We start from the raw sequence: 18,967 nt of genomic DNA, 5'->3' as shown, positions 1-18,967 counted from the left end.
AGGCTCATGGCGGGAGAATCGAGGAGACGAGGAGTTGGGTATAGGGCTCGCGGGGGTCGTCGAGCACCTGGTCGGTGAGGCCGGTCTCGATGACACGGCCGCCCTTCATCACCATCACGCGGTGCGACAGGAGGCGCGCGACCGCGAGATCGTGGGTGACGATGATGACGGCGAGATGCAGCTCGGCGACGAGACTGCGCACGAGATCGAGCAGGCGCGCCTGCACCGACACGTCGAGGCCGCCGGTCGGCTCGTCCATGAACACCAGCCGCGGCTCGGTGACGAGGTTGCGGGCGATCTGAAGACGCTGCCGCATGCCGCCGGAATAGGTGCGGGGGGCATCGTCGATGCGCGCGACGTCGATCTCGACGCGGGTGAGCCAGTCCGACGCGGTCTCGCGGATGCGGCCGTAGTGATTCCAGCCCACAGCCATCAGCCGCTCGCCGACATTGGCACCGGCCGAGACCGCCATGCGGAGGCCCTGCGCGGGGTCCTGGTGCACGAAACCCCAATCGGTGCGGAACAGGAAACGCCGCTCGGCTTCACCGAGCGTGGTCAGATCACGCGTGACGCCGTCGCGCATCCGGTAGGACACATAGCCGGCGCTCGGTGCGAGCTGGCCCGACAGCATCTGCAGAAGCGTCGACTTGCCCGAGCCTGATTCACCGACGATCGCCAGCACCTCGCCGGGATAGAGCGCGAAGGAGACGTCGCGGCAGGCGGCGATGCGGCCGAAGGACTTGCTCAGGGACTCCGCCAGCAGCAGCGGCTGGTCGTTTTCGAGCGTATCGCGATTGGCCAAGCCTTGATCAACCATGTGAGCCCGCCTTTTCCCTGTACGGCGCAGCGCTAAGACTGCCGTGATGGCCGGCGGCCTGGCGGCCCTCGCAATAATCGGTGTCCGAGCAGACGAACATCCGCCCGCCCTGGTCGTCGGTGACGATCTCATCGAGATAGGAGTCTTCCGCGCCACAGAGCGCGCAGGGCGCGTTGAAGCGGTAAGGCTCGAACGGATGGTCCTCGAAATCGAGCGACACCACCTGCGTATAGGGCGGGATCGCGTAGATGCGCTTCTCGCGGCCGGCGCCGAACAATTGCAGCGCCGGACAATTGTCCATCTTCGGGTTGTCGAACTTCGGCGTCGGCGACGGATCCATCACGTAGCGCGCGTTGACCTTCACCGGATAGGCGTAGGCCGTCGCGATGTGGCCGAAGCGGGCGATGTCCTCGTAGAGCTTCACATGCATCAGGCCGTACTCGGCGAGCGCATGCATGCGCCGCGTCTCGGTCTCGCGCGGCTCGAGGAAACGCAACGGCTCGGGGATCGGCACCTGATAGACCAGCACCTGGTTTTCCCTCAGCGCCGTCTCCGGAATGCGGTGGCGGGTCTGGATCACCGTCGCCTCCGCCGTCGCGGTCGTCGTCGCAACGCCCGCGGTCTTGGCGAAGAACTTTCGGATCGAGATCGCGTTGGTGGTGTCGTCGGAGCCCTGGTCGATCACCTTGAGTACGTCCCGGGGACCGAGGATCGCGGCGGTAACCTGCACGCCGCCGGTGCCCCAGCCATAGGGCATCGGCATCTCGCGGCTGGCGAACGGCACCTGATAGCCGGGGATCGCGATCGCTTTCAGGATCGCGCGGCGGATCATCCGCTTGGTCTGCTCGTCGAGATAGGCGAAATTGTAGGCGGGCGCGTTCATTCCGCGGCTTCCTTCATGGCATCAGGCGCATTGGCATCCGCGAACTCCTGCCGCAGTTTTCGGAGCAGGCCGAGCTCGGACTGGAAGTCGACGTAGTGCGGCAGCTTCAGGTGCTCGACGAAACCGGTCGCCTGGACGTTGTCCGAATGCGACATCACGAACTCCTCGTCCTGGGCGGGCGCGAGTGCCTCCTCGCCGAGTTCGCGCGCCCGCAATGCGCGATCGACCAGCGCCATCGACATGGTCTTGCGCTCGCTCTGGCCGAAGGCAAGGCCATAGCCCCGGGTGAAGCACGGCGCTTCGGTCGCAGAGCCCTTGAACTGATTGACCATCTGGCACTCGGTCAGCTCGATCGAACCGAGCGGCACGGCGAAGCCGGCGTCTTCCGCAATGAACTCGACCTCGACCTCGCCGAAGCGGATCTCGCCCGCGAAGGGATGGTTGCGGCCATAGCCGCGCTGGGTGGAATAGCCCATCGCCAGTAGGAAGCCTTCGTCGCCGCGCGCCAGGTTTTGCAGGCGCAGGTCACGATCCGCCGGGAAGTTCAGCGGCTCGCGGGTGAGATCGCCGACCGGCGCGCCGTCATCGGCCCGGGGCGAGGGTTCGATCAATCCGTCGCGACCGAGAATGTCGGTCACGCGCGGCGTTGGGGCGGTGGACGCTTCAGCCGTCGCCGGGGCGTCGGGAACGAAGCCTTCGGCGAGCGAAGGGTCGAGCAGGCGATGGGTATAGTCGAAGGTCGGCCCGAGGATCTGACCGCCGGGAATGTCCTTGAAGGTCGAGGACACGCGCCGCTGCACCCGCATGGCGCCGGTGTCGACCGGCTCGCTGGCGCCGAAGCGCGGCAGCGTGGCGCGGAAAGCGCGGACCAGGAAAATCGCCTCGATCAGGTCGCCGCGCGCCTGCTTGATCGCCAGCGCCGCGAGCTCGCGATCGTAGAGCGAGCCTTCGCTCATGACGCGGTCGACGGCGAGGCCGAGCTGCTCGGAGATCTGGTCGAGTGTGACCTCCGGAACGCTCTGGTCGCCGCGCCGCTTGTGCGCGAGCAGGCGATGGGCGTTCTCGATGGCGCGTTCGCCGCCCTTGACTGCGACATACATGCTTCAGCTTCCTTTGCTCACGACGCGCGTGGTGCGCGGGATCGCAACCACGGCGTCATCGGCGACCAGCACCACGTCGATGCCGCGCGGAAACAGCGCCTCGTTGATCCGAAGGCGTTCGAACAGGTCGAAAGGCTTGATCGACGCCTGCAGCGTCGCGACACCGTCGATGCCGGGGCCGCGCAGCTCGAAGCCGCGCCCGGAGGCCAGGCTGTCGACCTGAATGATCACCGTGGTCGAACGATCCGGGTATTCGCTCGTCCCGAGCGCGAACCGGTCGAGCGGCGGAAGCGCCGTGCCGTCGCTGATCAGCGCGAAGCTCGCGATCGAGCAATCCTGCACCACCGGCGCGCCGGTATGAAATTTCAGCCACTTCACCAGGTCGGAGCTCTCCACCATCCGCGCATCGAGCCAGAGCGGCGTGTCGTGGTCGAACAGCGTGAGCGCGATCGCGGCGGTGCCGCGCATCATCGTATCAGGCGCCCCCGCCATCGGCACGATGCGCTGGACCGAGCCCGGCCGCGCCATGGCGTCCATGACGGAGCGAAAGGTCGATTGCGCCGACAGCACCTTGTCGACAAAACCCGGCGGCAGTTCCGCAATCGTGGTCATGATCTCAGCCCTCACCGCGCACCATGGTGTAGAAATCAACCTTCGTCGCGGCGGTCTCGACCGCCGCCTGCTTGCGCCGAATCATAAGCTGCTCTCGCAAGGGCGCGATGACACCCCGCTCCACCGCGCCGCCGTGATCACGGGACTGGACCAGCGCATCGCACAACGCGATCAGCCGCGCCTTGTCACCGTCACGGCCGAGCGTGTAGCCGAATCCGACCTCGCCGCTCGCAAGCCGAACCGCGGCACGCGACACCGTGGCCTCGCCGAGATTGAACGGCGCGCCGTCGCCGCCGACCCGGCCGCGCAGCATGACGAGGCCGCTTTCGGGCGCACGCAGATCCTGATGGGCCGGAAGGGCCAAGTTGCGGAGGCGAGCGGCGATCTCGCCCGCCTCCGCTTGCGCCAGCACCGCCATCGCGGCCCTGCGCTGGGCTTGCTGATTGTTGTGCTGCGTCACCTGGTCCACCGAACTTTTCTATAGAATTGCCGCATCGAAGTTGTCTATGATAGTAGACAACTTCATACGGATACGCCATGACTGTTTCGTGACAATGATGTGATTTCTGGGGTAGGTTTCCCGCGACATGAGCATGCAGGACACAGCCTCCTCGGGCGTCGCGCTATGGCGCCTCGTTGCCGACGGCATCGAGCGCGGCATCGCCGACGGCCGCTTTGCGGCCGGCGACAAGCTGCCTGGCGAGATGGAGATCGCCGAAACCTACCGCGTCAACCGCCACACCGTGCGGCGCGCACTGGCAGCCCTCGCCGAGCGCGGCCTGGTGCGGGCCGAGCGCGGCAGCGGAACCTATGTCGAGGCGCAGAAGCTCGCCTATCCCTTGCGCTCGCGCACGCGCTTTTCCGAGATCGTCGGTGCGGGCGGCCGCGAACCGCATGGGCGGCTGATCGATGCGACCGACGATGTCGCGACGCGCGAGCTCGCGCGGGAGCTGGGACTGAAGACCGGCGCGCCTTTGATGCGGATCGAGGCGATCCGCCTCGCCGACCGCACGCCGATCTGCGTGTCCACCACCTGGCTGTCGGCGGAGCGGTTTCCGGACGCCGGCGCCGTGTTCGCGGCGACGCACTCGATGACGAAGCTTCTCGCGCATTACGGCGTGCGCGACTATCGCCGCGGTGCGACCCGGATCACGGCCGGCATCGTCGATGCGACCGATGCCTCACGGCTCGATCTGGCGCTGGGCCGGCCGATCCTGGTGGTCGATGCCACCGACCACGATCTCGCGGGCAAGCCGCTGCTGACGAAACACTCGCGCTTCGCGGCGGAACGGGTGGAATTTCTGGTGGAGTCGTAGCTCTTCCCTCTCCCTTTGTGGGAGAGGGTGGCTCGCCGCGTAGCGGCGAGACGGGTGAGGGGTCTGTCTCCGCAAATGCTCATCTGAGTTTGCTGAGACATACCCCTCATCCGGCGCTTCGCGCCACCTTCTCCCGCAAGGGGAGAAGGGAAGTGGAGTTCGTGGCGGCACCGACGATTAGGCCACAGCCCGCCTGCCAATGATCGCAAAGCGCAGCTTGCCCGAGATGAAATCGATCGCGGCCACCGCAACCAGGATCATCAGGATCAGGAACGAGACCTTCTGCCATTCCAGCACGCGGATCTGCTCGGCAAGCTGGAGGCCGATGCCGCCGGCGCCGACGATGCCGATGATAGTGGCCGAGCGCGTGTTGGATTCGATGTAATAGAGCACCTGGCCGGCGATGACGGGCAGCACCTGCGGCATCAGGCCGAAGCGGATCTCGTGCAGGGCACTGCCGCCGGAGGCGCGGATGCCCTCGACCTGCTTCCGGTCGGCGCCCTCGAACGCCTCCGAGAACAATTTTCCGAAGGCGCCGAAATCCGACACCGCGATGGCGAGCACGCCGGCGAACGGGCCGAGCCCGACCACGTTGATCCACACCAGCGCCCAGATCAGCGTATCGACGCCGCGGATCGAATCCAGGAACCGGCGGACGGGAAAGCGCAGAATGCTCGACGGCACGATGTTGCGGGCCGCCAGCAGGCTCACCGGCAGCGCAAATAGCGCCCCCAGCGTGGTGCCGAGCAACGCGATCGACAGCGTCTCGCCGAGCGCCTTCAGATAAATGGGCAGCGACGAGCCGGGATCGGGCGGGATCATCATCAGGCTGATCCAGCCGAGCTGGCTCAGGCCGGCGAAGAAGCGCGACGGCGAGAAGTCGAGATCGACGAGCCCGTAAGTGAAGATGGCGAACGCCGCGACGATCATGGCGGGCGTCGCGAGCCGCGCCGAGGCCGGCCGCTCGAACACTTCGGGATAGCGCGCACGCATCTGCGCGGCATCGACCTCCTGCGGCTTCGTCACGTCCGCGCCTCCTTGCCGAACAGGTGGCCGCGCAGCCAGCCGGTGGCGATGTCGATGATGAAGACCGTGACGACGATGGTGAGCAGGATCGCGCTGACGTCGGAGTAGTAGAATTTGCGGATGGCGACGACGAGCTCCTGGCCGATGCCACCGGCGCCGACGAAGCCCATCACGGAGGCCTCGCGGACGTTGATCTCGAAACGCAGCAGCGCGTAGCTGGCATAGCCCGCGGTCACCTGCGGCACCACGGCAAAGCGCATGCAGGACAGCCAGCTCGCGCCGGTCGAGCGGATGCCCTCGACCGGCTTCATGTCGGCGTTCTCGACGATCTCCGAGAACAGCTTTCCGAGCGCGCCGGTGGAGTGGATCGCGATCGCCAGCACGCCCGCCATCGGACCGAGCCCGAAAGCGATGACGAAGACCAGTGCGAACACGATCCCGGGCACGGTGCGGGCGAACTCGAGCAGCCGCCGCACGACGAAGCGCAGCCAGGGCGCAGGCGAGGTGTTTTCAGCCGCGAAGAAATTCAGGCAGAAGGCGAGAGTCGCGCCGATCAGCGTGCCGACATAGGAGATTAGTAGCGTCTCGCCCAGCATCTTCAGCCATTTGCGCCAGCCCCAGAGCCACTCGCCGACATCGGTCCAGACCCGCTGGCCGTTGTCGAGCGTGAGGATGCGGTCGAAATAGCTGAGGAAGTTGCCGAAATAGGTGAACAGCGTGCGCAAATTCACTTCCGCGCCGATTGCGGCGAGAACGAGCGCGGCGGCGAAGATGACGGCGCCCAACAACAGGCGGAGCCGCCTGCGCGCAACCGCCTGGCGATAGGCGGCATTGAGCACGGCGAGCTGCTGCTCGGGGAGGATCGAAACCGCTGTCGTCATCTGTCGAAACAGGTCCGGTCAAAGAAAGAGCCGGGTCCTTGGGACCCGGCTCAGGTGCATCGTCCCAAAAACTCAGGACGCCTTCTTTTTACGCAACGCATCGACGAACTTGATCAGCTCGATCGTGCCATCCCAGTCCTTGGTGGTTGCGGGATGAAAACCCTTCTTCTGGCCGTCGGAGAGACGGTCGAAGGCGGCCTTGTCCTTGGCCGGTGCGTCGAAGAACGCCTTCGCAATGGCGGCCTTGGCGTCTTCCGGCAGGTCGGAATTGTAAGCATAGGGGCCGTTGATGATCGGCGCCGATTTGTGGATGATACGGAAATCGTCCTTCTTCATCGCCGAGCCGTCGGCGTTCTTCAGCATGCCCTTGGTCAGCATCTGCGCCAGCGTGGAATCATTGTCGCTGGTCCACTGGTTGGCCGCGACGTCGACGGTGCCCTGCGAAAGGGCCAGCATCGCGTTCTCGTGGCTGCCGGTGAAGACGACCTTGCTGAAATAGGTGTCGGCATCGTGAATGCCCAACTTGTCGAGCTCGAAGCGCGGCACGTTGTTGCCGGAGGTCGAATTCGGATCGACGAGGCCGAGGTTCTTGCCCTTGAGGTCGTCGATCTTCTTGTAGGCACTGCTCGCCTTGACGAAGAACACCGAGTAGTAGCCGGTCGAGCCGTCGGCGTTGATGTCGTTGGCGAAGGCGTCGGTCTTGACGCCGGTCAGGCGGGCGCGGGCGAACGAGGCCGAGCCGTAGCTCGCGATGTGGATATTGCCGGCGCGCTGACCCTCGATCACAGCGGCGTAGTCGTTGGCGATGCGCAGCGTGACCTTCACGCCGAGCTGCTTCGAAAGGTATTCCACGAACGGGGTCCAGCGCTCGGTGACGCCCGAGGCGTTCTCGGCCGGCACGACCGCGAAGGTCAGCTCGGGATATTTGGCCTTCCAATCGCTCGCGGAGGCGGAGGCCGTGAACGCGAGCGCAGCGGCGCCGGCAAGGACTAGTCTGCGAGTGAACATGATACCCTCTTCATCGGTTGGGGTCGGTTGACGCAAGAACTTGCAACTCAAAGGATGCGCCGCGGCTCAGGCCGCAGCGGCCGTTCCGAGCGCCGGGACGCCGGCGGACGCCGGCACAGGCATGCCGCCCATGGCCTCGTTGGCCTCGAGATCGTAGAGCTCGCGCGCGACCTGGTCGGTCAGTGCCGACGGCGCGCCATCAAACACCACGCGGCCAGCGGCCATGCCGATCAGGCGGTCGCAATAGCTGCGGGCGAGATCGAGCGAATGCAGGTTGCAGAGCACGGTGATGCCGAAATGCTTGTTGATGCGCAGCAGCGCATCCATCACGATCTTGGTGTTGCGCGGGTCGAGCGAGGCGATCGGCTCGTCGGCCAGAATAATATCGGGCTGCTGCACCAATGCGCGGGCGATCGCCACGCGCTGCTGCTGGCCGCCCGAGAGCTGATCGGCGCGCTGGGCGGCGAGCGAGGCGATGTCGAACTGTTCCAGTGCGGACATCGCCAGCGCCTTGTCCTGCTCGGGCCAGGCCTGCAGCAGCGAGCGCCAGGCCGGCATCGTCGCGAGGCGTCCCATCAGCACATTGGTGAGCACGTCGAGCCGGCCGACCAGGTTGAACTGCTGGAAAATCATGGCCGAACGGGCCCGCCACTGCCGCAGCTCCTTGCCGCGCAACGCGGTGACGTCGAGGCCGTCGAATAGGATGCGGCCCTGCGACGGTGCCGCAAGGCGGTTGATCGTCCGCAACAATGTCGACTTGCCGGCGCCGGATCGCCCGATTACACCGACGAAGCCGCCGGGGGAAACCTCAAACGAAGCGTCGTCCACCGCGGCTTTCGCGCCGAAGCGACACGTCAGACCATCGACCACCAGCATGCGGGACTCCAGAGTAGCTGGAGCCAATCGCTAACGTCCATGCTTAACACTTGTGTGACACGGCCGTTGCAGCGCAGCGATCCTGCGCGCTTCATCCCCTGTCATCTCGGCGTCATGACATCGTCATCAAGCCGCTCGAAGAGAAACGCCCGCCCTCGCAGCTCGGATGCAACATGGCCGCCAAAGCTCTCTCGGTTCAGCCGACCATCGACCCCTCGGCCAAACTGCATGAGACCAGGCTCGGCGCCTATACCGAGGTTGGCGCGCGCACGATCCTGCATGAAGTGGCGATGGGCGATTACTCCTATGTCGTCAACGATTCGCAGATCACCTACACCACCATCGGAAAGTTCTACTCGATCGCGGCGATGACGCGCATCAATCCCGGCAACCATCCGATGCACCGCGCGACGCAGGCGCACTTCACCTACCGCTCCAGCGCCTATTTCGAGGGTGAAAGCGACGATGCCGAGTTCTTCGACTGGCGGCGCCAGCATCATATCCATATCGGCCACGACGTCTGGATCGGCCATGGCGCGATCGTGCTGCCGGGTCGCAACATCGGCACCGGCGCGGTGATCGCCGCCGGCGCCATCGTCACCAAGGACGTGCCGGCCTACACCATCGTCGCCGGCAATCCGGCCCGGATCGTGCGGCGGCGGTTCTCGGAGGAGATCGCCGGGCGCCTTGCGAAGCTCGCCTGGTGGGACTGGGATCACGACAAATTGCGCGCGGCGCTGCCCGATTTCCGCAAGCTCGGGATTGAAGATTTTCTTTCGACATACGAAGCACGGGCGAGCTCTCTCACCAATCCTCCTGCCAGCAGACGAAGCGCGATCGCGTGACAGACATATTCCTCGAAGGCGGCCGGGCCCTGACCGGCGCCGAGTTCGTCGAAACCTCACTTCTCGTGTCCGGAACGGACATTGCGCGGGTCGATGCTTCTCGCGGTCGTGCGCGGCTGGCGATCGATGCCCGCGACCTGCTGGTGCTGCCCGGCATCGTCGATCTGCATGGCGATGCCTTCGAACGGCAGATGATGCCGCGCGCCGGCGTCGATTTTCCGATCGACGTCGCGCTCGCCGACAGCGACCGCCAGGCGATCGGCAACGGCATCACCACCGTCTTTCACGCCACGACCTGTTCCTGGGAACCGGGCCTGCGCAGCGCCGACAATGCGCGCGGCCTGATGGAGGCGATCGAGCGGCAGCGCCCGCAATTCGCCGCCGACACCCGCTTCCATCTGCGGCACGAGACCTACAATCTCGACGCCGAGGCCGAGATCGCCCAGTGGCTCGCCGAGGGCCGCGTCGACCTGTTCGCCTTCAACGACCACATGGACGGCACCGTCGCCGACATGGCCAAGCCGCGCAAGCGCAACCGCATGGTGGAGCGCACCGGACTTTCAGCTGAGGAATTCGACCGGCTGGTCGAGCACGTGGTTTCTCGCGCCGACGAGGTCCCCGCTTCGATGTCGCGCCTCGCCGCTTCTGCGCGCGCGGCCGGCGTGCGGATGCTCTCCCACGATGACGCAACGCCGGCGATGCGCCGGGAGTTTCGCGAACTCGGCGCTGACATCGCGGAGTTTCCGATCAACGAGGAGACGGCGCGGGCGGCAGCGAGCCACGGCGATGCCATCGTCTACGGCGCGCCGAACGTCGTGCGCGGCGGCAGTCACACCGGCTGGACCAGGGCCTCCGACATGATCGCCAAGGGGCTCTGCTCGGTGCTGGCGTCGGACTATTATTATCCCGCACAGCTGCTCGCCGCGTTCCGCCTCGCCGCCGATGGCGTGGTGCCGCTGGCACAGGCCTGGGATCTGGTCTCCGCCGGCCCGGCGCGCGCGACCGGCCTTGCCGATCGCGGCATGCTCGCGGAAGGACGCCGCGCCGACATTCTCCTCGTCGACGACAGCGTGAAGCTGCGGCCGCGGCTGATCGCAGTGATCTCGGGCGGCAAGCTCGTGCACCTCACCGACGCGACAAGGCTGCTCACTGCCGTAGCGGCGCCGCGCGAGGCTGTCGTCGCGGCTTAAATTGGCTATGCTGAGGTGATGACAGGTTTCCCCCGCTACGCGATCTATTTTGCCGCCGGCGCCGACGGCGCCCTCTCCCGCTTCGGCGCCGAGCTGCTCGGCTATGACGCCCACAGCGGCGACGAGGTTTCGTTTCCGCAAGAAGCGTTGCGCGTCGCGCCGGACTGGCGCGACATCACCGCCGATCCCCGCAAATACGGCTTTCACGCGACGCTGAAGGCACCGATGACGCTGGTATCAGGCAGGACCGAGGCCGAGCTCATGGCGGCCTGCGCGACGTTCGCCGGCCAATCGCGGACAATTCCAGTGATCCGCCCCGTCGTCGATACCATCAGCGGCTTCATCGCCGTCATTCCGGCCGAGCCGGTCGACGCTCTCCAGCAGCTTGCCGCCGATTGCGTCCGTGAATTCGACTCCTTTCGCGCGACCCTCACCGCGGAAGATCGTGCGCGGCGCAAGCCCGAAAAACTCACCGAGCGGCAGCGCGACTATCTCGACCGCTGGGGCTACCCTTACGTGATGGAGGAATTCCGCTTCCACATGACGCTCACGGGACGGCTGGATGCAGAGCGCCGCGGGCCGATTCTGGAGATGTTGCGGGGACGATTTGCTGCGCTTGCTCTTGGCACGTTGGCCATCGACCGCCTCGCACTGTTCAAGCAGGACGAGACGAAGGGCCGTTTCCGCATCATCGGCGAGTGGGCGTTGACGCGGTAGGCGCTGCACTCTCAGCCCCCAAGATTGAAGGCGAGCGCCACGGCGCCGACCAGAACGAGGCTGGTCGCCCAGACTGCATCCAGATTGAACCAGCTTCGTGAGACGAACCTCAATCCCAGATAGCGGTAGACCAGCCAGGCCAGACATCCGCCGGCGCTGACCATCGCGATAACGTGCACGAGGGACACCAGCACCGCCATTCCGACATTTGCTTTCATCAACTCGCCCGCCGCCTGATGGCCGGCATCGAGCTCGAAGGCCCGGCATAGCCCGAGATAGATCGGCACCAGCATCAAGGCGGCGCCATGGGCAATGGCGACGGCAAATGACCACAGCGCCAATTGCGTCGGCGGAATTCGTGCCAGCGCGCGCGGATGACGCCGGTCGACCAGCCGATAGACGCCGAAGCCGATGACGAGAAGGCTCGCGACCAGCTGGATCGGACGCTGCCACTCCGCCAGCACGAGCAGGAACGCAAATGGCAGCAGCACGAGAAGCGTTGCAAGGAGATGGCCGGCCGACAGGGCCCACAGCGCGTGGAAAAGCGCGCGCGGGCTCTTGTCCATGAGCCCGGCCGAAACAGCGAGCGGCCATCCCATCCCCGGATTGATCCCGTGGTAGAGACCGCTCGCAACAAGCACGAGCCACAGCCAGCCGAGTGCTGGGCTCGCGTGTCCCCAATCTAGACCGACGGGTAGCAAAAGGAGTCCGTCGAACAATCGCCGCCCTCGAGCCTGATCTGGTGCGCACGATATCCGTCGGGGAAGCTCACGAAATAGTCCTTGTCGAGCTCGAGGCCGCCGTTGCGGCCGACATTGGCCATGACCTCCACGCCCGGAACCCCATCGGGGTAGAACTGGTCATCCCAGGTGGAATAGAGGGAATTGGTCCAGTAGACGCGCCTGCCGTCGCGGCTGATCTCGACCATCTGCGGACCCGCCGCAAATGCCTTGCCGCTCGGATGCGGCGTGCGGCGCGCGATACCGCCGATGTGGACCGAGCCCGCGTGCTTCGGCTTGCGCGGATCACTGACGTCGTACTGGCGCATTTCACCCGTGCCCCAGCACGAGACATAGAGAAACCGGTCATCCATCGACAGGTCGATGTCGGTCACCAGCGGCGGCACGGCGCCGAAGCCTTGGAGCAGCGGCGGGAGCTTCTCCTTTGGCGCTGGCTCGGGTGGGATCGTCGCCGTCTTCTCCGCGTGGAATTTCCCGCCTTCTCGCCACCAGGTCCAGATCGATGCTTCGAGATTCGTGGTGTCGACCACGACGCCGACGAAGCCGTACTCGCGAACCGGATCGTGCGCCGGTCGTACCTCCAGCGCCATTTGATGATTGGCGCCGAGGTCGATGGTCTGGACGTTGCGACGTGCGCGAAGATCCCAGAAGTGGAGACGATGTCCATATTTGTTCGAAAGCAGATCTTCCGGGACGATCCCGTTCTCGAACTGCGGCGGCAATGCCCATTCGCTCGTCACCATGTAGTCGCGCGGCAGATTCCACCAGAAATCATAGTGCAGCGTCTGCGGGCCACGATCGATCTCCCATCGTCCCAGGACCTCGAAGGTCTCGCAATCCATGATGAAAACGCCGGGAGGGCCGTCGGTGCCGTCCTTGCCGCCGCCGCCCAGCGTGCTCACGTAGATGCCGTCCGGCCCGCAATGGATCGTGTGTGGCCGCGAGTAGCCGGTCTTCTTGAAGACTTCTTCCGGCTCGATGATCTTGTGGATCTTGGCTTTGGTCGGATCGGGCTTGGTATCGATGATGTAGATGCGCGACGAACGCAGCCCGGGAATGATGAGATAGCGCCGCTCGATGAAGGCATGTCCGGCGAGCGGCGACAAGGCGGAGGAGCACGCATTCCAGCCGAAGTGATGAAACTCATCGCCCTTGTGGGGCATCGTCACGGTGTGGACGATCTGGCTATAGGTCGGCGATCCCGGCTTGACGTCGATGACCGCGAGAGCATCCGGCTTCGAGAAGTCCGGACTGAGCAGCAATGTGTAGGCAAAGTTCTCCGCAGGTGCTTCCATCGCAAGCTTGGGCGATGCGTGAAAGGTGGGATCCGGCCTCATCGTCATGGCACTGCCTCCCTGTTCTGTCGGTTTGCGCCAACCTGACTCGGGATAACGGCATAGTGAAGAGGTGCTTCGATGTGTCGAGATTGCTCCGCAGGGCCGGTTGGCGAGCGTACAATATGCCATCGCCGGGCCGCGCGAAACCGCCCGGGCCGCGCTAATTCGACGCCTTCAGCCGAAACGGCCGATGAGATGAGGCGAGCGCGCACCTCACCCGCAGTGTCGTCCCGGACAAGCGCGCGCAGATCCGGGACCTATAACCCAAGGGAGAGGTTATGGAGCGAGCTGCCGACTCCGAGTTTTCGTCCCTGTGGTTGTGGTTATGGGTCCCGGATCTGCGCGCGCTTTGGGCGCGCTTGTCCGGGACGACAGTGGGGCTTACTTCCCCCATCGCAGCGCCAGCGCGTCGCGCTCCTTGGCGAGTTCCAACAGCCCTGCCCGTGTTGCCGGATGCAGCGGCTGGAGCGGATGGCGCACCGCATCCGACTTGATGATTCCGCCGGCCTGCATCATCACCTTGCAGGCGATGAGGCCGCATTGACGGTTCTCGTAGTTGATCAGCGGCAGCCAGCGCTCATAGGCGGCCTTCGCTTCCTCGCGCTTGCCGGCGAAATAGGGATCGATGATCTGGCGGATGCCGTCGGGATAGCCGCCGCCGGTCATGGCGCCGGTGGCGCCGGCGTCGAGATCGGCCAGCAGCGTGATCGCCTCCTCGCCGTCCCAGGGGCCTTCGATGTCGCCGCCGCCCGCCTCGATCAGGCTGCGGAGCTTTGCAGCCGCGCCTGCCACCTCGATCTTGAAATAGCGGATATTGGCGAATTCGCGCGCCAGCCGCGCCAGCAGCTCGACCGACAGCGGCGTGCCGGCCACCGGCGCGTCCTGGATCATGATGGGGATGTCGATCGCGCCCGAGAGCACCTTGAAGAATTCGACGATGCCCTTCTCGGGGACCCGGAAGGTCGCGCCGTGATAGGGCGGCATCACCATCACCATGGCGGCGCCGGCCGCCTCGGCCTGCTTGCTGCGCGCCGCGCACACGGCCGAGCTGAAATGCGTGGTGGTTACGATCACGGGAACCCGGCCAGCCACATGTTCCAGCACCGCATGCATCACGGCCTCGCGCTCGGCGTCGGTGAGCACGAACTGCTCGGAGAAATTGGCGAGGATGCAGATGCCGTGCGAGCCGGCATCGATCATGAAATCGATGCAGCGGCGCTGGCCCTCGAGATCGAGCTCGCCGCGCTCGTCGAAGATGGTGGGCGCGACCGGGAACACACCGCGATAGGGGCGCTGGGACTTGTGTTGGGGCGTGACCGGCATCGAACTCTCCATCCCTGATATGTCTTACGTCTGTCGCCACGCTCGCGGAGCGAGGCGGCACAGATGTACCCGCCACGCGGACCGGCGGCAATGCCCGCGCGACGTTGGATGGTGAGAGAACGAAACTACGCGGTCTTCACGGCGCCCAGGAAGCCCTCGACCGCGACGCGCAGGCGATCGGCGTCGGCCGACATCTTCTTGACGGACTCCGACAGCACCGTGCCGGCGTTGCCGGTCTCCTGGTTGAGCCTCGCGACGCTGCCGATGGTGTCGGTGACCTCGCGGGTGCCTTGGGCGGCCTGCTGGAAGTTGCGCGAGATTTCCGTGGTCGCCGCGCGCTGCTGCTCTACCGCGGCCGCAATCGCCGTCATCTTCTCGTCGATGCCGCTGATGGCGCCGCCGATCGAGCGGATCGCGGCGACGGCTTGGCCGGTGGCGCCCTGGATCTCCTCGACCTGGCGCGAGATCTCTTCCGTCGCTGTCGCCGTCTGGGAGGCGAGGCTCTTGACCTCGCCCGCGACGACGGCAAAGCCGCGGCCGGCCTCCCCCGCGCGCGCGGCTTCAATGGTGGCGTTCAGCGCCAGGAGGTTGGTCTGGGCGGCGATCGCGTTGATCATCTTCACGACCTCGCCGATGCGGCTCGCGGTCTGGTCGAGGATCTCGACCGTCGCGTTGGTCTGCTCGGCCTGCGCCACGGCCTCGCGGGCCTCGCGGGCGCTCGACTGCACCTGTGCGGAGATTTCGCCGACGGATGCGGAGAGCTCCTCGGTCGCGGCCGCGATGGTCTCGAGATTGTTGGTGGCCTGCTCGGCGGCGGACGAAACCGCGGCGGTCTGGCTGCTCGAGTCCGAGACCAGCGAGCGCACGCCGGTCGCGGTGGCGTCGAGCTCCCGCGTCGAGGCCACGACGCTCTGGATGACCGCCTGCACCGTATCATCGAAACTGCGGCAGGCGGCATCGACAGTGCCCGACCGGGCGAGCTGAAGCGCCTGTTGCGATTCGCGTTCCAGGCCCAGCCGTTCCGCGATCGCCGCGCTCTCGCGCAGGCTCTCGAGCGCGGCGGCCATGGTGCCGAACTCGTCGGGGTGGCGGGATTGCGGAACCGGCGTCGCATAATCGCGCGCGCTGATGCGCGCAATGGCATCGAGGATGGCACGCACCGGACGCATGAGGCGATGGCGCACTACGAACACGCCGGCCACGGTCACGGCCAGCGCGAGCATGAACGCGAACGACTGCACGATGAGATTGGTCAGGGCTTTCGCCTGAACCGCCTCCGCGCGCGCGATCGACAGGTCGAGCGCCTTGCTGGCGACCGCGACGATGGACGCGAAGGGCGACTGGCACAGCGCATTCCATTCCGAGGCGGGCATCGCGGGACGGCCGCTGCCGTCGAAGCCCTTGGTGATCTCGCCGATCTGCTTGAGGGCGCCGTCAGTCTTGGCCTTCGCCTCCTTGGCCGCGTTGACGAGGTCGGCCGGCACGTCAGGCGCAGCCAGCAGTTCCTCCATGCCGGTCCAGCCGGCGGTGACGACGCCGTTCCATCCGGCCACGGTCTGCTTCTGGGTGTCATCGAGCGGCTTGCTGGCGTTGACGTTCGGCCGCAGGGTAGAGCACTGGATGCCGTAGCGGTCGCGCACCTGCCAGGCGAGGCGGCGGGCCTGGATCATGCGGGCGATGTAAGGATCGTTCATCCAGGCGCGGTTCGAGACCGCGGTGGATGCGAGATTGGCGGTCTCGATCACCTTGGTGACCGCATCGTACCAGGGCGCGGTACGCTCCAGCTTGCGTTCCGTGCGCGGCAGCTTGGCCTCGTCGTAGAACAACTGGAATTTTGGCGCGGCCTCGCTCCAGCGCTGCTTCAACGTGCCTGCGAGCCCGTCGCGCGCTGCGAATTCGACGGTGGAGAGCGCGGCGCTGATGGCGTCGAAACCGGCCTGCTCGGCCTTCTCGGCGGCACCAAGCTTGGCGCGCGGATCGTCCTCGCCGAGCAGCGCGCTCTGGGCGTCGCCGCGATTGCTGCGCAGGGCAACAACGCCATGGAAGATCGACTTGTCGGCATTCGCGAGCCGCTCGGTCTCCAGGCTGTCGCTGTAGCGGCTGAAGGCGCCGCCCATCTGGATGGCCGTGCTGGTCAGCGCGCCGGCGGCCAGCAGGGTCATCAGGACCAGGAGGAGCGTGCTTACCGAATTCTTAAAAATTGACATGGGTCGAGGGACCTAACTCTCGGAAGAGGCCACCTTGCACCGCGACATGCCAATGTTCCGTTAAGGTTTTAGTTGAATCCGTGCGATCCAACCTGCACGCATTCGGGATCCCCTATGCGACCTTGGTAAAATCCGGCGCCCGGCGCTCGGCAAAGGCCGTGAACGCCTCGCGCGCCTCGGCGGTGCGCAGGCGCTGCGCGAACTGCTCGCCTTCGGCCTGCATCTGCGCGACCAGCGCCTCGCCGTTGCGCATCAGCTTCTTGGTGGCCGTGAGCGCGCCGAGCGGCTGACGGGCGAGACGCTGCGCGAGGGCAAGCGCCTCGGCATCGAGCTTGTCGAGCGGTACCACACGGTTGGCAAGGCCCCATTCTAGCGCCGACTTGGCGGGCACGGTCTCGCCAAGCGCGAACATCTCATAGGCGCGCGCATGGCCGATGCGCGCCGGCATCAGCAGGAGGCGGCCTCCGGCACCAGCGCAAGGCTAACGAAGGGCGTCGACAATTGCGCGTTGTCGGCGAGCACGACGAGATCGCAATGCAGCAGCATCGTGGTGCCGACGCCGACGGCACGGCCCTGCACGGCTGCGACCAGCGGCCGGGTGCAGCGCGCCAGCGACTGGATGAAGCGCACGACGTTGCGGCTGCCTTCGGACTTGCCGGCTGCGACCGCGGCGAACTCGCCGACGTCGTTGCCGGCGGTGAACATGTCTCCCTCGCCGCGAATCAGGATCACGCGAGCGGAAGGATCGAACTCGGCGGATTCGATTGTGTCCGCCAGCTTACCGTACATCGCATCGGTCAGCGCGTTCTTCTTGTCGGGACGCGCCAATGTCAGGGTGAGAATTCCGCCGTTGCTCTCGATCCGGACGTGCTCGGTCATTCGTCTGCTCCGTGTTGTTCGTCTGAACTTCTTGGAAACTTGTCCTGAATGCTCGTCAGCCAGCGTGCGACGATGTCGATCTCCGCGGCCGTAAATCCCTCCGTCAGCGCCGCGTTGACCTCCGCCGCCGAGGTCTTCGCCTGCGCCAGCGCGCTGCGCCCCTTGGGCGTCAGCCAGATGCGCCAGGCACGGCCATCCTCGCAATCGGCGCGCCGCTCGATCAGTCTTGCGGCTGCGGTGCGGTCGACCAGGCCGGAAATGCCGGCCGGCCCCATATCGAGCGCCGCGCCCGCCTCGCCGATCAGGACGCCGTCCTGCTTGCCGAGGATGAACAGCAGCCCCGCCTGCGCCGGCGTCACCGTACTCTGCGGCTGCGCCGCCATCCAGCGCTGCAGGCGCCGGTGCGCGACGCTCAGCAGGTAGATCAGCCGATGATGCTTCGCTGCCGCCTCATTATTTCGCATGCGAAGTATATAGCCGGACCGATCCGGATTGTCAAAGGGCGCCGCTAGGCCGGCGCCGCGCGACAGCCGTCGAGGAACAAGGCCGCGCAGGTCTGCACCCGGCGCTCGATCTGCTTGCGTGACGGCAAAGGCAGGCCGCCATAAATCGCCGCGCGCTGCGGCGCCGATGCGACCATGCCGATCAGCATGCCGGCGGCTTCCTCGGCATCCTCGATCACGATGCGCTTGCGCCTGACCTGGACGCGCAACCAGCCGGCGAGTGCCGTCACGGTGCGGGAGATGCCGTTCTTGTAGAAGTTCGCAGCGAGATCGGGAAAGGCAGCCGATTCCTGCAGCACCATGCGTTGCAACGCCACGACCTCCGGATCGAGCGCGAGATCGGCGCAGGCGAGCAGCGCGGCGCGCAAGCCGGTTTCGATATCGACCTCATCGCTTCCTTGCAGGTCGACGGCGGAGAGCAATCGCTCCAGCCGGTCGTCGCACATCGCCTCGAACAACGCAGCCTTGCCCGGAAACAGCCGATACAGCGTCCTGGTCGAGATGCCGGCGCGGCGCGCCAACTCTTCGGTGCTGGTCGCCTCATAGCCGTCGCGGGCAAAGGCGTGCCGTGCGGCGTCGAAGACGATCCGCCTGGTCTCGTCGTCGCTGCGGACCGGTGGCCGCCCGCGCGGACGAACTTCGCTGTCCGATCTTGCCTGAGCCATGCCTTTAAATGACGACTGTCATTCCATTGACAATTCCAAGAC

General features: G+C 65.9%; 19 protein-coding genes and 1 pseudogene. 4 read left to right on the top strand and 16 right to left on the bottom strand.

All coding sequences use genetic code 11. The features are described from left to right. Positions 1–4: 4 nt before the first annotated feature. The 5 genes from phnK to phnG are packed head-to-tail and all read right to left on the bottom strand — an operon-like array spanning position 5 to position 3,830. Positions 5–817, bottom strand: a complete 813-nt coding sequence (phnK, locus tag H1B27_RS14785; RefSeq protein WP_061881182.1) for a phosphonate C-P lyase system protein PhnK — start codon at positions 815–817, stop codon at positions 5–7. Next, complete coding sequence (locus tag H1B27_RS14780) at positions 810–1,700, bottom strand: alpha-D-ribose 1-methylphosphonate 5-phosphate C-P-lyase PhnJ (protein ID WP_197966551.1); 891 nt, start codon at positions 1,698–1,700, stop codon at positions 810–812. Before H1B27_RS14780 ends, phnK begins: the two co-directional genes overlap by 8 nt. After that, positions 1,697–2,800: a carbon-phosphorus lyase complex subunit gene (locus H1B27_RS14775; RefSeq protein ID WP_061881184.1), complete on the bottom strand. Its 1,104-nt coding sequence runs from the start codon at positions 2,798–2,800 to the stop codon at positions 1,697–1,699. Before H1B27_RS14775 ends, H1B27_RS14780 begins: the two co-directional genes overlap by 4 nt. Positions 2,801–2,803: 3 nt before the next feature. Then, entirely contained in the window at positions 2,804–3,412 is a 609-nt protein-coding gene (gene phnH, locus H1B27_RS14770) for a phosphonate C-P lyase system protein PhnH (protein ID WP_197966550.1), read from the bottom strand. 4 nt (positions 3,413–3,416) lie between these two features. Continuing rightward, the gene (gene phnG / locus H1B27_RS14765; RefSeq protein WP_210343343.1) at positions 3,417–3,830 is read right to left on the bottom strand and encodes a phosphonate C-P lyase system protein PhnG; all 414 of its coding nucleotides are present in this window, start codon (positions 3,828–3,830) and stop codon (positions 3,417–3,419) included. Between the two features lie 169 nt (positions 3,831–3,999). Between phnG and phnF the strand changes: the two genes are divergently transcribed. Beyond that, the gene (gene phnF / locus H1B27_RS14760; protein ID WP_197966548.1) at positions 4,000–4,728 is read left to right on the top strand and encodes a phosphonate metabolism transcriptional regulator PhnF; all 729 of its coding nucleotides are present in this window, start codon (positions 4,000–4,002) and stop codon (positions 4,726–4,728) included. A gap of 177 nt (positions 4,729–4,905) precedes the next feature. On the opposite strand, the gene phnE (H1B27_RS14755) is transcribed toward phnF, so the two are convergent. From phnE (H1B27_RS14755) to phnC, 4 genes are all read right to left on the bottom strand, one after another. Further along, positions 4,906–5,721, bottom strand: coding sequence for a phosphonate ABC transporter, permease protein PhnE (gene phnE / locus H1B27_RS14755; protein WP_210343354.1), 816 nt, complete (start codon positions 5,719–5,721; stop codon positions 4,906–4,908). Positions 5,722–5,750: 29 nt separating this feature from the next. Continuing rightward, entirely contained in the window at positions 5,751–6,635 is an 885-nt protein-coding gene (gene phnE / locus H1B27_RS14750) for a phosphonate ABC transporter, permease protein PhnE (RefSeq protein ID WP_197966546.1), read from the bottom strand. 72 nt (positions 6,636–6,707) lie between these two features. Further along, on the bottom strand, positions 6,708–7,643 hold the full coding sequence (phnD, locus tag H1B27_RS14745; RefSeq protein WP_197966545.1) for a phosphonate ABC transporter substrate-binding protein: 936 nt from the start codon (positions 7,641–7,643) through the stop codon (positions 6,708–6,710). 66 nt (positions 7,644–7,709) lie between these two features. After that, positions 7,710–8,519, bottom strand: a complete 810-nt coding sequence (gene phnC, locus H1B27_RS14740; protein ID WP_061881190.1) for a phosphonate ABC transporter ATP-binding protein — start codon at positions 8,517–8,519, stop codon at positions 7,710–7,712. Between the two features lie 173 nt (positions 8,520–8,692). Here phnC and H1B27_RS14735 point away from each other — a divergent pair, with 173 nt between their 5' ends. The 3 genes from H1B27_RS14735 to H1B27_RS14725 are packed head-to-tail and all read left to right on the top strand — an operon-like array spanning position 8,693 to position 11,271. After that, positions 8,693–9,364 carry an LbetaH domain-containing protein gene (locus tag H1B27_RS14735; RefSeq protein WP_197966544.1) on the top strand — a complete coding sequence of 224 codons (672 nt, stop codon included), beginning with the start codon at positions 8,693–8,695 and terminating at the stop codon, positions 9,362–9,364. Continuing rightward, positions 9,361–10,554, top strand: a complete 1,194-nt coding sequence (locus H1B27_RS14730; protein WP_311976946.1) for an alpha-D-ribose 1-methylphosphonate 5-triphosphate diphosphatase — start codon at positions 9,361–9,363, stop codon at positions 10,552–10,554. The genes H1B27_RS14735 and H1B27_RS14730 overlap by 4 nt, the downstream gene beginning before the upstream one ends. A gap of 18 nt (positions 10,555–10,572) precedes the next feature. Next, positions 10,573–11,271: a DUF1045 domain-containing protein gene (locus tag H1B27_RS14725; protein ID WP_061881192.1), complete on the top strand. Its 699-nt coding sequence runs from the start codon at positions 10,573–10,575 to the stop codon at positions 11,269–11,271. A gap of 11 nt (positions 11,272–11,282) precedes the next feature. On the opposite strand, the gene H1B27_RS14720 is transcribed toward H1B27_RS14725, so the two are convergent. From H1B27_RS14720 to H1B27_RS14690, 7 genes and pseudogenes are all read right to left on the bottom strand, one after another. Beyond that, complete coding sequence (locus tag H1B27_RS14720) at positions 11,283–11,870, bottom strand: hypothetical protein (RefSeq protein WP_156505215.1); 588 nt, start codon at positions 11,868–11,870, stop codon at positions 11,283–11,285. 83 nt (positions 11,871–11,953) lie between these two features. Beyond that, on the bottom strand, positions 11,954–13,354 hold the full coding sequence (locus tag H1B27_RS14715; protein WP_197966543.1) for a selenium-binding protein SBP56-related protein: 1,401 nt from the start codon (positions 13,352–13,354) through the stop codon (positions 11,954–11,956). A gap of 375 nt (positions 13,355–13,729) precedes the next feature. After that, the gene (locus H1B27_RS14710; protein WP_197966542.1) at positions 13,730–14,671 is read right to left on the bottom strand and encodes a dihydrodipicolinate synthase family protein; all 942 of its coding nucleotides are present in this window, start codon (positions 14,669–14,671) and stop codon (positions 13,730–13,732) included. Positions 14,672–14,796: 125 nt separating this feature from the next. Then, entirely contained in the window at positions 14,797–16,878 is a 2,082-nt protein-coding gene (locus H1B27_RS14705) for a methyl-accepting chemotaxis protein (protein WP_197966541.1), read from the bottom strand. A gap of 112 nt (positions 16,879–16,990) precedes the next feature. Then, positions 16,991–17,757, bottom strand: a pseudogene (locus H1B27_RS14700) (enoyl-CoA hydratase). Continuing rightward, positions 17,754–18,221 carry a MarR family winged helix-turn-helix transcriptional regulator gene (locus tag H1B27_RS14695; RefSeq protein ID WP_061881197.1) on the bottom strand — a complete coding sequence of 156 codons (468 nt, stop codon included), beginning with the start codon at positions 18,219–18,221 and terminating at the stop codon, positions 17,754–17,756. The pseudogene H1B27_RS14700 and the gene H1B27_RS14695 overlap by 4 nt, the downstream one beginning before the upstream one ends. Positions 18,222–18,265: 44 nt before the next feature. Beyond that, a complete protein-coding gene (locus tag H1B27_RS14690) occupies positions 18,266–18,925 on the bottom strand; it encodes a TetR/AcrR family transcriptional regulator (protein ID WP_197966540.1) in 660 nt (219 codons plus the stop codon). Positions 18,926–18,967 lie beyond the last annotated feature (42 nt).

The sequence above is a fragment of the Bradyrhizobium diversitatis genome (assembly GCF_016031635.1).
In the GTDB taxonomy this organism is placed as follows: Bacteria; Pseudomonadota; Alphaproteobacteria; order Rhizobiales; family Xanthobacteraceae; genus Bradyrhizobium; species Bradyrhizobium diversitatis.
Note: the sequence above shows the minus strand (reverse complement) of the source record. Positions and strands in the feature narration are given on the sequence as shown.

What these genes read in the sequence shown, in the direction of transcription:
- H1B27_RS14775 (WP_061881184.1), bottom strand. Translation starts at nt 2,800, where the DNA reads ATGTATGTCGCAGTCAAGGGCGGCGAACGCGCCATCGAGAACGCCCAT.
- phnK (WP_061881182.1), bottom strand. Translation starts at nt 817, where the DNA reads ATGGTTGATCAAGGCTTGGCCAATCGCGATACGCTCGAAAACGACCAG.
- H1B27_RS14710 (WP_197966542.1), bottom strand. Translation starts at nt 14,671, where the DNA reads ATGCCGGTCACGCCCCAACACAAGTCCCAGCGCCCCTATCGCGGTGTG.
- phnE (WP_210343354.1), bottom strand. Translation starts at nt 5,721, where the DNA reads ATGCGTGCGCGCTATCCCGAAGTGTTCGAGCGGCCGGCCTCGGCGCGG.
- H1B27_RS14705 (WP_197966541.1), bottom strand. Translation starts at nt 16,878, where the DNA reads ATGTCAATTTTTAAGAATTCGGTAAGCACGCTCCTCCTGGTCCTGATG.
- phnD (WP_197966545.1), bottom strand. Translation starts at nt 7,643, where the DNA reads ATGTTCACTCGCAGACTAGTCCTTGCCGGCGCCGCTGCGCTCGCGTTC.
- H1B27_RS14695 (WP_061881197.1), bottom strand. Translation starts at nt 18,221, where the DNA reads ATGCGAAATAATGAGGCGGCAGCGAAGCATCATCGGCTGATCTACCTG.
- phnH (WP_197966550.1), bottom strand. Translation starts at nt 3,412, where the DNA reads ATGACCACGATTGCGGAACTGCCGCCGGGTTTTGTCGACAAGGTGCTG.
- H1B27_RS14735 (WP_197966544.1), top strand. Translation starts at nt 8,693, where the DNA reads ATGGCCGCCAAAGCTCTCTCGGTTCAGCCGACCATCGACCCCTCGGCC.
- H1B27_RS14690 (WP_197966540.1), bottom strand. Translation starts at nt 18,925, where the DNA reads ATGGCTCAGGCAAGATCGGACAGCGAAGTTCGTCCGCGCGGGCGGCCA.
- H1B27_RS14780 (WP_197966551.1), bottom strand. Translation starts at nt 1,700, where the DNA reads ATGAACGCGCCCGCCTACAATTTCGCCTATCTCGACGAGCAGACCAAG.
- H1B27_RS14725 (WP_061881192.1), top strand. Translation starts at nt 10,573, where the DNA reads ATGACAGGTTTCCCCCGCTACGCGATCTATTTTGCCGCCGGCGCCGAC.
- H1B27_RS14715 (WP_197966543.1), bottom strand. Translation starts at nt 13,354, where the DNA reads ATGACGATGAGGCCGGATCCCACCTTTCACGCATCGCCCAAGCTTGCG.
- H1B27_RS14720 (WP_156505215.1), bottom strand. Translation starts at nt 11,870, where the DNA reads ATGGGATGGCCGCTCGCTGTTTCGGCCGGGCTCATGGACAAGAGCCCG.
- phnE (WP_197966546.1), bottom strand. Translation starts at nt 6,635, where the DNA reads ATGACGACAGCGGTTTCGATCCTCCCCGAGCAGCAGCTCGCCGTGCTC.
- phnC (WP_061881190.1), bottom strand. Translation starts at nt 8,519, where the DNA reads ATGCTGGTGGTCGATGGTCTGACGTGTCGCTTCGGCGCGAAAGCCGCG.
- phnF (WP_197966548.1), top strand. Translation starts at nt 4,000, where the DNA reads ATGAGCATGCAGGACACAGCCTCCTCGGGCGTCGCGCTATGGCGCCTC.
- phnG (WP_210343343.1), bottom strand. Translation starts at nt 3,830, where the DNA reads ATGGCGGTGCTGGCGCAAGCGGAGGCGGGCGAGATCGCCGCTCGCCTC.